The organism is Microbulbifer maximicatervae (SeqCode), from assembly GCF_052468295.1.
Genome location: NZ_CP174340.1, coordinates 3,704,380 through 3,716,523 on the forward strand (window position 1 = coordinate 3,704,380; position 12,144 = coordinate 3,716,523).

General features: G+C 50.4%; 13 protein-coding genes and 1 other RNA gene. All 14 read left to right on the forward strand.

Annotated elements, in window-relative coordinates; translation table 11 throughout:
• Positions 1-56 precede the first annotated feature (56 nt).
• The 14 genes from ACJJIQ_RS16515 to ACJJIQ_RS16580 all read left to right on the forward strand — a co-directional run bounded on the left by ACJJIQ_RS16515 (position 57) and on the right by ACJJIQ_RS16580 (position 12,123).
• A complete protein-coding gene (locus ACJJIQ_RS16515) occupies positions 57-1,475 on the forward strand; it encodes a sodium-dependent transporter (protein WP_413663281.1) in 1,419 nt (472 codons plus the stop codon).
• A gap of 15 nt (positions 1,476-1,490) precedes the next feature.
• Positions 1,491-1,970: an SsrA-binding protein SmpB gene (gene smpB, locus ACJJIQ_RS16520; protein WP_282931304.1), complete on the forward strand. Its 480-nt coding sequence runs from the start codon at positions 1,491-1,493 to the stop codon at positions 1,968-1,970.
• A 40-nt stretch (positions 1,971-2,010) separates the two neighbouring features.
• Positions 2,011-3,357 (forward strand): sodium-dependent transporter, encoded by a 1,347-nt coding sequence (locus ACJJIQ_RS16525; RefSeq protein WP_445362462.1) that lies wholly within the window; start codon positions 2,011-2,013, stop codon positions 3,355-3,357.
• A 172-nt stretch (positions 3,358-3,529) separates the two neighbouring features.
• Positions 3,530-3,919, forward strand: a transfer-messenger RNA (tmRNA) gene (gene ssrA / locus ACJJIQ_RS16530).
• A 234-nt stretch (positions 3,920-4,153) separates the two neighbouring features.
• A complete protein-coding gene (locus ACJJIQ_RS16535) occupies positions 4,154-5,383 on the forward strand; it encodes a tyrosine-type recombinase/integrase (protein ID WP_445362463.1) in 1,230 nt (409 codons plus the stop codon).
• 39 nt (positions 5,384-5,422) lie between these two features.
• On the forward strand, positions 5,423-5,971 hold the full coding sequence (locus ACJJIQ_RS16540) for a hypothetical protein (RefSeq protein WP_445362464.1): 549 nt from the start codon (positions 5,423-5,425) through the stop codon (positions 5,969-5,971).
• Between the two features lie 454 nt (positions 5,972-6,425).
• On the forward strand, positions 6,426-6,614 hold the full coding sequence (locus ACJJIQ_RS16545) for a hypothetical protein (protein WP_445362465.1): 189 nt from the start codon (positions 6,426-6,428) through the stop codon (positions 6,612-6,614).
• Entirely contained in the window at positions 6,589-7,059 is a 471-nt protein-coding gene (locus ACJJIQ_RS16550) for a hypothetical protein (protein ID WP_445362466.1), read from the forward strand. Before ACJJIQ_RS16545 ends, ACJJIQ_RS16550 begins: the two co-directional genes overlap by 26 nt.
• Positions 7,060-7,644: 585 nt before the next feature.
• Entirely contained in the window at positions 7,645-7,896 is a 252-nt protein-coding gene (locus ACJJIQ_RS16555) for a hypothetical protein (protein WP_445362467.1), read from the forward strand.
• Between the two features lie 2,071 nt (positions 7,897-9,967).
• On the forward strand, positions 9,968-10,507 hold the full coding sequence (locus ACJJIQ_RS16560; RefSeq protein ID WP_445362468.1) for a hypothetical protein: 540 nt from the start codon (positions 9,968-9,970) through the stop codon (positions 10,505-10,507).
• 35 nt (positions 10,508-10,542) lie between these two features.
• Positions 10,543-10,698: a hypothetical protein gene (locus ACJJIQ_RS16565; RefSeq protein ID WP_445362469.1), complete on the forward strand. Its 156-nt coding sequence runs from the start codon at positions 10,543-10,545 to the stop codon at positions 10,696-10,698.
• Positions 10,677-10,811, forward strand: a complete 135-nt coding sequence (locus tag ACJJIQ_RS16570) for a hypothetical protein (RefSeq protein WP_445362470.1) — start codon at positions 10,677-10,679, stop codon at positions 10,809-10,811. Before ACJJIQ_RS16565 ends, ACJJIQ_RS16570 begins: the two co-directional genes overlap by 22 nt.
• Positions 10,812-10,832: 21 nt before the next feature.
• A complete protein-coding gene (locus ACJJIQ_RS16575) occupies positions 10,833-11,507 on the forward strand; it encodes a hypothetical protein (RefSeq protein ID WP_445362471.1) in 675 nt (224 codons plus the stop codon).
• A gap of 73 nt (positions 11,508-11,580) precedes the next feature.
• A complete protein-coding gene (locus ACJJIQ_RS16580; RefSeq protein WP_445362472.1) occupies positions 11,581-12,123 on the forward strand; it encodes a hypothetical protein in 543 nt (180 codons plus the stop codon).
• Positions 12,124-12,144 lie beyond the last annotated feature (21 nt).

Consider the following 12,144-nt stretch of genomic DNA (forward strand, 5'->3'; position numbering starts at 1 on the left):
CCCCAGCCGCAGTAACAAAAACTACACGCATTCAAAAAATAATAGCGAGAGTACTTATGACCGCAGTGAGAGAGCATTTTGGGTCAAGGCTGGGCTTTATCCTGGCCGCAGCAGGTTCCGCCGTCGGTATTGGCAACCTGGTCGCATTCCCTGTAGCAGCCACCAAGAGCGGGGGCGGCGCCTTCTTACTGGTCTACGCTCTCTTCGTATTTCTGATCTGCCTGCCGGTGATGATGGCCGAACTCGCTATGGGACGCCGTTCAGATAAAGACCCCGTCGGTGCCTATCGGCAGATATCCAAGGGCTCCACGCTGTGGAGTATTCCCGGCTGGCTGGCCCTGATCACGCCATTTATGATCGCGGTTTTTTATCTGGTGGTCACCGTATGGGTAATGGGGTACCTGGTAGAAATCTTCTCCGGCAACTTGGATAAGCTCGCCACCCCGGATTTCTTTATCCACTTTATCAATACACCCACGGTATTTATTTACCTGGTTGTCCTGATGCTGATCATCAATGCCATTCTCGCTATGGGTGTTAAAGACGGTATCGAGCGTGCCGCAAAAACACTGATGCCCATGCTGTTTGTAATGTTATTGGGACTGGTGTTCTTTGTACTGACCCTGGATAACGCCGCCCTCGGTTTGCAGTACTACCTGGTACCCGACTTCAGCAAAATTGACGGCAACGTAATCAGTAAAGCCATGGCCCAGGCCTTCTTCTCCCTGTCTCTGGGAATGGGCATCATGATTACCTACGGTTCCTATATGAAGAAGAAGGACTCCATTCCCGGTTCTTCCCGTGCCGTAGCGATTACTGACACATTGGTAGCCTTTACTGCTGGCCTGCTGATTTTGCCGAGTATTTTCCACTTTAACCCGCAGATTGATCCGACAGAGCTGAGCGACTCATCCGCCGGTATGATCTTCCTGTTCCTGCCGAAGATATTCCTCGCTTTGCAAGACGGAATCGGCTACATGGGCGCCAGCGCCGTAGCGGCCATCTTCTTCTTCCTGGTACTGGTTGCCGCCATTACTTCCCTGGTTTCCATTATTGAGGTGCCTATCGCCACCCTGCGCGACGAGCGCAACATGGAGCGTAAGAAGGCTATCTACATCGTTGCGGCAGTTCAATTTGTACTGGCCATCGCTTGCGCCGTATCATTCGGTATGGCCACTTGGTTTACAGAGTTTGTACAACTGGCCGGCGCAAACAAGTCGTTCTTCGATTTGGTGGAGATCATCTTCTACGACACCATCCTGCCTTTAAACGGTCTGCTGGTATGTCTGTTCGTGATCTACAAATGGAAGAAATCCAATTTTGATAAAGAGCTGCAAGAAGGTGACAGCAACTTTGCAGGCTCGTTTTCGCAAAAATACGTTAACTTCTCCCTGGGCACTTTTATCCCATTGATACTGCTGCTTATCTTTATCAATACCGTGGCCCTGAAGTTTTTTGGACACAGTTTTATATAGTCACTCGTAGTTTTCATGGCCAAGAAAAAGAAAGCACAAACATCCAATACCATCGCCCTCAACAAGAAGGCCCGCCACGACTATTTCATTGAAGAAAAGTTTGAGGCGGGCGTTGAGATGAAAGGCTGGGAAGTCAAAAGCTGTCGGGAGGGCAAAGCCCAACTGACCGACAGCTATGTCATTTTCAAAAACGGTGAAGCCTGGCTGCTGGGTGCCAACATCCAGCCGCTACCCAGCGCCTCCACCCACTTTGTTACCGAGCCCGACCGCACCCGTCGCCTGCTGCTCACCAAGCGCGAACTTTCCAAGCTGATCGCCGCTGTTGAGCAGAAGGGCCACACCGTGGTTGCAACAGCCATGTACTGGAAAGGGCATCTGGTGAAGTGCGAAGTCTGCCTTGCCAAAGGTAAGGCGAGCCATGACAAACGCGAGACTGAGAAGAAGCGCGATTGGAACCGCGAAAAGCAGCGCCTAATGCGCTCGGCGCACAAATAGTGCACAGTGAACTATTAGAAGAATAATTACGGGATTTACCATGAGTGCACCGCGAGGACAGTTCAGCTCGAATATTGGCTTTTTGATGGCCGCGGCGGGTTCCGCCGTTGGTCTCGGCAATATTTGGGGCTTTCCAACCAAGGCCGCCAGCAACGGCGGCGCCGCCTTTGTAGTCGCCTACTTATTTCTAGCCTTTGCGCTCGCCTATCCGGCCCTGATGGCCGAACTCACCATCGGCCGCCACGCGCGCCGCAATATGGTGCAGGCGCTGCGCTCCATTTCCAACGGGCCCATCAGCCGCTTTTTCGGAGGCCTGACCGGCTTCGGCGGTATCCTGGTGGCCTCCCTGATCCTGAGCTTCTACGCCATTGTGGCGGGCTGGATGGTGGCCCACCTGGCCCAACCTTTCGCCAGCCTGCTCGGCGCCCAAGAGGCGGCCCAGTGGTTGGCCGGCAACAGCACCGATCGCAATATGATTATGACTGCCATCTTCAGTGGTCTTACCATGCTGATTATCGCCAGTGGTGTTGAAAAGGGGATCGAGCGCTGGTCCACCCTGTTGATGCCATCGCTGATCATCCTGTTATTGCTGTTGATCTGCTACGTACTCACCCAGCCCGGCGCCCTGACCGGCCTGGAAGTGTACCTGATGCCCAATTTCGACCACTTCACCCCGGATCTGCTAATTTCCGCCATGGGCCAGGCCTTCTTCTCCCTATCTCTGGGTGTAGGCACCATGCTGATTTACGGCTCCTACCTGAGTCAGCAGGAAAGCCTGCCGCGCCTCGGCGCCCTGGTAACCCTGATTGATGTGGGCATCGCCTTCACAGCGGGCTTGCTGATCCTGCCCGCCATGTACGTAGCTCAGGAGGCCGGTACCCAGATCTTCTCTGCCGACGGTTCCCTGATCGCCGGCCCGAGCCTGATCCTGCAAGTGCTGCCAGCACTGTTCGACACCATGGGTGAAGCCGGGATATTCGTCGCCATCGCCTTCTTCGCACTGATGGTTATCGCCTCCCTCACCTCCTCCATTTCCATGCTGGAAGTGCCGGTGGCATTCTCTATCGAGAACCTGAATATCCCCCGCCGCATAGCCACCCCGATCGTTGGCCTGATCATCTTTGGCGTGAGCTGCGGCATCATCTACAACTTCGACGCCCTCTTCGGACTGGCAGTCAGTATCAGTACTGAATACGGCCAGCCCCTGCTCGGTATTGCCCTGTGTATCTTTGCCGGCTGGATCTGGCGCCGCGACCAGCTGCTGAGCGAACTCAAGAAAGGCCATGAAGATATCGAAAACACCCTGTTCTGGAAGATCTGGCCCTGGTACGTGCGCATCGTCTGCCCACTGCTAATCCTGACCGCTTTCGTACAGTCCATTCGCTAAACTGATCTCCCCCCGGCGGTACCTCACCGCCGGGAACTCCCTTCCCACCTAAGCCCTCCCTCAAAGCGCCTGACTAAAGCGACTCTGATCGCTCAAATGCCAATTACATAAAATTTATTGCTAACGTGAATTTTGAGGTATACTTAGGTGACACACATGAGTGTTTCTTATCGGGGATGACTTGGATTCGACGCCGGTTACGAAACCTTGGGTGCATGCCGAGATGGCAGCGAATCTCGTAAATCCAAAGCTGTATTTTATTAGTTGCCAACGACGACAACTACGGTGCCCAACTCGCTGCGTAAGCAGCTTGTGAAGCGCTAACTAAGGGTTCGTCCCTTAGCAGTCTTCAGCAAGGTTCCAGTATCGCGCTGTAGACTGTTATACAGAACTGGATCGCCGCAAGCCATACCCGTGGGTAAGCGGTTAAACAAATTTCGGGATCGCCCTATACGTCCTGACCGCCGGGCTGTAATGGGTTAAATCAATAGACGGAGCTAAGCATGTAGAGCCTCTGGCAGAGTGCTGACGGACGCGGGTTCGACTCCCGCCATCTCCACCAAATTGCTGTCTCAGACAGCCCACGAAAGCCCCGCAAACCTAGTGTTTCCGGGGTTTTTGCTTATCTGACCAATCCCAGTTAATCTAACTCAAACCCACCAAATCCAGCCATTTTTGGTGGGGTTAATTGTGGGGTCGAGCAGATTTGCGCCACTGACCCCACCAAATTGCCGGAGGGCAAGGAAGTACGCGGGGTTGACCCGTCGCCCTCAGATAGTCGCAGGGAGACAAGAGCGTGCCTCTTTCAGATACCAAAGCTAAAGCCCTCAAGCCCAGAGACAAGAAATACCTGGAGAGTGATAGCAAGGGCCTCTACTTGGAGATAAAGCCCAACGGCACCAAGCGCTGGATATTCCGCTTTCGCTTACATGAAAAACGCTGTGACCTGGCGCTGGGGGTGTACCCATCGGTCAGCCTTGCTAAAGCCCGTGAGGCAGCCAGGGAGGCTAAGGAATATGTTGCCCAAGGTATAGACCCACGCGATGTAAAGCGCGTCCGTCGAGAATCCAACCTGGAAGCCAATCGCAACAGCTTCGCCGCTGTTAGTGATGAATGGTTCGCCGCCAAGATGGCACACCTATCCAACTCATCAAAGGACCGCGCCACCCTCGCTTTAGAGCGTGACCTAAAACCCTATTTGGGCAAGCGCCCTATCTCCGAGATAGCCCCACCGGAAGTGCTGCGCTGTCTGCGTCGTATTGAAAGCCGGGGCACCCTGGAGACAGCCCACCGGGTAAAGCGGGTAGCCAGCCAAGTGTTCCGCTTTGCCGTGGCCACCGGAAGGGCCGACCGCGACCCCACCACAGACCTGACCGGCGCACTCACCCCCACCAAGAAAAAACACCTGGCAGCCATTACCGACCCTGCTGAAGTTGGGCGCCTACTAACTGCTATAGATGAATACCAAGGCACCCCCGTAGTAAGAGCAGCCCTAAAACTGTCCCCCCTCCTATTCTGCCGCCCTGGAGAGCTGCGCAAACTGGAGTGGGCCGAAATTAATTGGGATGCTAGGCAAATAGAACTCCCCAGCGAAAAAATGAAAATGGGCCAGCCACACATTATCCCTCTTGCAGAACAGTCGCTGGCAATACTGCGGGAGCTGGAGCCACTCACCGGCCGTGGCAAATATGTCTTCCCCTCAGCCAGAGGGCAAAGCCGTCCACTCTCCGATAACGGCGTGAGAACCGCACTCAGGTCACTGGGCTATGACAATGAAACCATGACCGCCCACGGCTTCCGCGCTATGGCTCGCACCCTGCTGGATGAAGTTCTGGGCTTCCGTGTGGATTACATAGAACACCAGCTGGCCCATGAAGTGAAAGACACGCTGGGACGCGCTTACAACCGTACAAAGCACCTAGAGCAGCGGGCAGCAATGATGCAGAAGTGGGCGGATTATCTAGATAACCTCAAGGTTCAAACAAGCTCGACCAACGTCATAACAGCAAAATTCACCACGCGCTAAATAAGCCTCAACATTCACCCAAGGAGGGAAACCAAAAGCATGGATAAAGCACGAGAAAAAATGTGGCGAGAAAGCGACCTCCGCGCGATTAAACATGAAATTGAAAATGCTCGAAGCTGGAGGCCAGAGGAACGAGCGAAGCTTATTGAGGCCGACAACAGAGAAGCCGCTTTTGGACTGATGAAGCGATTTATCGAAGCGGTACATGATGGGCAGGAAGTAGAACCTATTCTCTTACAATATTTCGCGGGTTGCTTCTCAGAGTACCTGAATCTCAATGGCGACAATGAATACTGGCCTGAATGTATGAACACTTGCCGTCAAGAAGGCAATCCAGGCCGCGAGCGACGTGACCGCTTGCTAAACCAAGAATATGCCGCACATCTAAATAAACCCAAAGAGAAAGGGAACAGCAAAGAAGCATTCATCAATAAAATAATTGAAAACCCACCCGAATATTGGGAAGGTAACCCGCCAACTAGAGATAACCTTTTAAAAATTCTCTACCCTAAAAAGCATGACGAGATTCGTTTTGCTCAAGTAATAGACGCTGAATTAGAGCGCGTACTTTCTAAGGTTCCTGAATAGGGAAAATACCCCCGAGTTCCTTCCACATACAGTTAATCTAGATTAACCCATAGTTCGTCCCCGTTAACCAACGAGGACTTTCTAAATGCGTATTCATCCACAAACCATTAACCCTGATGCTATGTATAGAGCGCGCGAATGCGCTCGACTTTTTGGTATCGGTTTAAGTACATGGTGGAACTGGAGCAACACCGGCAAAGTGCAGAGAGGAGTGAAGCTCGGGCCAAGGACAACAGCATGGCCAGGAGACTCCCTAATCCAGCTCAAAAATCAACTAATTGCAGATTCACAGGGTTAAGGAGAGCAGCCATGAATAAAAATAACCCTAGTCAATCAAGTCGCACTATTAGTATTAAACAACGCCCCTTTACTGCTCGTCAGGAAAGAGCACTGAAAACCTTACTTATTGGTCCTTGCAGCCGGGAAAGGCTTGACCGAGTTGCAGGAGCTAGTAATGGCCCCGAAATTATTTCTCAACTCAGGAAGCGAGGAATTCAAGTTCAATGTCGGAGAGTGGCCCACACCGACCGCGATGGCATACCAGGAAGTCACGGCGTTTATTGGCTACCTGATAGTGAACGTCAGCGCATCAACTCCCTCCACTTACTGGGGGACTAATGGCAAAACGGAGACAGAAGCCTGAAAACGGCAGCTACATCCAATGCCCACACCGTGTGTACGATAGCCCCCGCTTCCGGGGGCTAGGCGCCCAAGCCCATAAGCTGCTGAATAACGTCATGGTTCAGTACAAAGGGAATAACAATGGCCACCTATCGGCCTGCTTTTCGATTATGAAGGACTACGGATGGGCCAAGGGAACACTTTACCGGGCACTTGGGGAGCTGGAGCACTCAGGAATATTCGTTGTCACTCGAAAAGGAGTTAAGAAGCGAGGCTGCCCAACCCTGTTAGCTGCGACTTGGTTTGGGATTGATGAACCAAAAAATGGAACTGAATTTCGAGAAGGGATTATGCCAGGGCGCCAGTCACTGGGGTATTGGTGCACCCACCCCTCAACTTGGAAGCTAAAACCGACGCTCAAGGCTCCTGCAAATTTCGATTTTACCAGTCTCATATTGGAGGACTAACTACCTCTACCTACTCCAATATGAGACAAGTTAAAGAGGAAAACAGTTGATACGAGTGCCAGCAGTACCAATATGGAGGACTAACAGCCCTTTTTTGGGCCTCACTAGTCCCATATTGGAGAGTCTTATACTTAGCCATACCCATAGTTAACCAATTCTAATACTCCTTACAGTGCGCGGGCCTCACATCACAGATTCAACTTCGAATAGCGGTTAGGTAATTGGATTTAGCCTTCTGATAACTAGCACTCCAAAGGTCAGCCAAGCTTCTCCAAAATATTGGCAGACCATTCGACGCCCAGCATTGAAAGGCTTTACACTGGGCAAGCATACTGGAGGCGTTGCGGCAAAATCCGTAACCGGGATTGGAACCCCGAAACTACAAGGCGACCCGAAGCCGCCTATCCCTGTATGCGGTTTTTTTGTGCCCAGACCTTAATGGTCCCACCTTGTTATGGTGGGCTTTCTGGGGGGCCTTTGTGCCCGCCGTTCCCTTGTAGCGGTAGTGTCAACCCAGTCAGCCCGCCGCCCTAATGAGATTGACACCTCACGGGTAGCGGCTCACTTATACAAGGAGCCCAGACCATGGCAAACCAAGCCTCAGCTGTATCTATACCTCAAGCCGATGACTTCCTTAGCCGTTCAATCGACCTCGCAAACCTTAGCCTGGAATCACTGAGCAAGCTGCGCACCCTCTTCCACAGCATCAGTCAATTATCCAAAGACAACACCACCGCCTGCGAGCTCGCAGTTATCGGCTCTCACCTTGCCGATGAGTGGGCAAACACCATCGACTGTGAACGGGAAGACCTGGAGCGCCTGGAGGGTGAACACTAAGAGGTTTTTAGCTGGCTCATAGTGCAAGGGGGCCTTGAAACAGGGCGCCCTTACTGTGGACGGGACAATCTCACTCCTTGATTTCAAGGAGTCAGAATACAAAAACGAGCGCGGGACCACTCAGGCCCAAAACATTAAGGTGATATTGAGAGCTGACAGCCCAAACCCCTAATTCGGGGTCTGGTGCTCTGAGCGTGAGTTGAGAAGCTTTTGGTCAACTCATATTTGAAATGCGAGTTATCAGCGAATGCGGCCCGGGTAAAATTACTGAGAAATACTGAGGTGCTCCCTAAGCAGCACTAAAACGCACCCCCCAAGGCCAGCAAAGCGGCCCAGAGAGCCACAGAGGCCCTTTCAGCAGAGGGTGCGCCCCATTGCCACCTTCTCAGAGTTTTGCGACCAGTACGCGCGCTAGCAGCGCTAATCAAGAGCAAGACCTAATAGGCTTGGTTTCAAGCCGGTCTCTTTACATGCGACATCTTGGCCAAAGTGTAAATTCCCACTTTGGGGGTTTGGCTTTGGACAGGGTTAATCTGAAGTTCTTCGGAATTGGAAAATGTGCAGATTTGCATATTTTCTCATCACCCATGCGAGCCCCTGATAAACAATCTCCCGCTCTGGGGGTGTAGCAGGAGATAGCACCCCTATAGCAGCTCCTGGCATAGGGGGTGGGGTAAGAGATAGCACCAGAACCAGTCACTCTTTGAACCAGTCAGTTAATCTAATACTTCGTTAACGCGATTGGACCAGGGTGGTGACACAGAGTCACTAGGTGGTGACAGAGATTCACTAGGTGGTGACAGAGATTCACTAGGTGGTGACAGAGATTCACTAGGTAGTGACACAGAGTCACCCAGAACCAGTCACTCTTCTGAACCAGTCAATGAACCTACCTTGCAGGTTAAAATAAATTCAAAATAAATCTGCCAATTCACCTAAGGCGCAATGGCAACCAAACACCGAACAAGAAACCGGCTTGGGCTTGCTCTCGCAGGGAGATTTAAAAATCACCCCCAGCCATACAAACCAGCACAAAAAAATGAATTTAGCAAAATCGCGCTGAAGCCACTTGAGAGGCTCTTTCGCGGCCTTAAACTACAAGCCACCCCATCACGCCAAGAAAGAAATAAATCCCGGCAGGAGCGCTTAAAATGGCCTTGGTGATGGTCGAGGAATATATAATCTCAGAAACAATTCAAGCGGAGCTGAAACTAGGCAACCCGAATGCTTTCCAACCGCTGACCCACTTTCCCCAATCCACATCCTGAAAATCCAGATACGGATTATCCAGATATGGAAAACCAAGATACGGATAATCCATATACGGATTTTGGGACGCAACAAAGTAAAGAATATAACAAAGTAAATACTGGACTAAGTAACCAGTCTGAGAGTGCGCAAGCGCATGCTGGATTATTCACAACATCCTCAGCCCAGATTCAACAGAGTCAACTTCCGGATTTGTTCCAGTATTATTATTCTCTAATGTATTACTCAGTAATGTATTACTCTCCTTCGTGTTTTCCGAATACCCCCCTTCGGGATTCCGAATAGGGTTCTTCGTGTTTTCCGAATACCTATTCGATATTCCGAATGCCCCGAGACAACTTAGCCAAATGGGCTGCCACACCCAGCTAAAACGAATACTTTTTGACCTAAGCTAGAATTCTGGCTTAGCCCTGGAGCGAAGGCTTATCCACAACTGTCGGTCATTAGCTCAGCAGGTAAAGTGGGTGAATCTTCGGGATTAAAAGCACTGGCTGTTTATACAGTAATTGATGGGGATGCACTTCAAACCAAGGGCCTCGATTGGAGAGAAACTGTACAAATATGTCCAGTTTTCAAGAGGCCTCCAAAGAGCCGAGGAGCTGGTCTAAATACCGATATCCCGGTAATTACTGCTTGAACACTCGACACCCCAGCAACTTTGTACGCCCGCTCCAGTCAGCTTAATGGCGCAATATTCTACCGAATTTATCCTCTACAGGCCCTACAATCCAGCGCCAAGACAAGAATTAAATTCTGATAGCCCACATGCATGGGGTTTACCGGTTAGCAGTAAGGAGGATAAATGCTAGCGACTCATAGTGACGCAGAATTACGATACGAATCATACCGTCAAATGGTCCGGGAACACGTTAAAGAAGCCATCCCCTATGGAGATGCAAGCCAAATACATCTTTCAGGATTAGATTCCAGGGCAATCAACCAAGCGAAGCTGTGGGACACCATTCCAGAGCGTAGAACCAACTTCGACTGGGAGACCGATACAAGAATTTACAGGAAGATGTACCCTAAGCGCTTTGAGTTAGCTATTTGGTATCAAAACCGTCTCGAATCCCTTTCTCTTGGAAGACCATCCTTCAAAGGAACAAGACTACGCCTAGAACTAATCGAGCGGGTTGCCGGATATAGTATGCTCAAGGGCAGAAGCTTCGCTATTACCGAGTTAGCCTTGATTGCATACGCCAACCTACTAGGTGCTGACGAGATTCGTATAATGCAGCCCATAAATGCGGCCGTAAGAGAGTTTTACGTACAGAAGGGCTATAGCTATGTACCATCAACAGGCGCACGCCATTTCCCTGACTACTGCGTGAAAAAGATATGAAGAAGTCCAAAGATTTCAATGAAAGAATGAAGAAGATGAAGTCTTCCATCAAGGAAAACAAGCATATCCTTGATGGTGACACCCTAGATGATGTCACCATCATTGGAAATCCAGACTTCATTAAAGACCCGAAAATTTTGGATGACCAGGATGCCGAGGAGGACAAAACATGTCAGAAAAACAAGAAGTAAAATCATTGCAAGAGGCTAAAGAAAGGCTGAGAGCTTTGGTCACCCCTGAGAAGCTGGCGATACGCCCCAAGCCAGTTGACTCCGCCACCAAACAAAGACCGCAGGATGCGTGATTGAGATAAGCAGCCTCGGCCATGAGCAACAAGAAGCAAAGGCAGCCTTTAACCCCAGGAGAAATCAGGAAAAAGGCAAAGCAAATTATCCGAGAGAACCCAATCTACATAGAGAATGAGCCCTCTGTTATAGGTTCGCCAAGCATGCTAACCGCAGAGGTCTACCAGGTATTTCACAACGACTTTGACTACATGACCCCCTACTTCGAGCCTAAAGAAATCATAGGTAAACAGGGGAGTATTCGCTTTTCCTTCGACACAACGCCCAAGTCTTATGCCAGCAACTGGAAACCAATGGAGTTAAGCCTCAAATCGTGCGACTCCCCTCCTATAATTCCAACTCTTTCCAAATGGCAGAATTATTTAGTGTTGCATGAGTCTGCATATCAGGCCCTTGAGGGCATACTTGGTCCTTTTGGTGAATTTCTACCTTGCACACACCAGGAGTCTAAGTTCTACCTCTTTAACCCCCTGACAATCGCTGATGAACTCGACGCAGTAATACCAGGCTCTGTCACAAGGAAGGAAAACTTACTCTCGGGTATTGAGTTTGATGAAAACAAGCTTAAGGATGTTCCGGTATTCAGGACCAAAGAGGCTTATATCAGTATTTACTGTACTGAAACTTTTAAAGACCTCGTTGAATCTGAGAAGCTTGACGGCTTAAGTTTCACGAGCAACTTAACTCACCTCTAGCTTAATAGCGTCTGGATGGACTCTGGCCATTTTGTAGGTGCACTAGAAAGGAAGAACAAGCCAGATTAATACTGTGAAATTCCACCGAGTACTTGAAGATGATAATAACTACATGACCGTCTACTTCGACCCCGATGAGGTTGAGGATAAGCGCGGGGATGATGACTTTACCATCTTCACAACCCCTCAAATTTACGCAAGTGACTGGGTGCCACTGGAGCTGAGCGTCAAGGCTTGTGACTCTCCGCCCTTGATTCCCACGATTTCTACATGGCTAAACTATCTCGTGCTACACGAGTCAGCGTACAAGACCCTTGAAGGTATTCTGGGCCCATTCGGGGAGTTTCTGCCTTGCACCTATCAGGGAGCCAAGTTCTATCTGTTTAACCCACTTACAATCGCTGAAGACCTCGACGCTGTAGTGCCAGGCTCTGTCACGAAAGATGACGGCTTGCTCGCAAGCATTGCTTTTGATGAGGAAAAGTTAAAAGACGTTCCGGTATTTAGGACCAAAGAGTCATATATCTGTATCTATTGCACCGAGACGTTTAAGAACACTGTTGAGTCTGAAAAGCTTGACGGCCTACTGTTCAGCACCAACCTGACACACTACTAGTCAGCCTGACGACCATCTAGC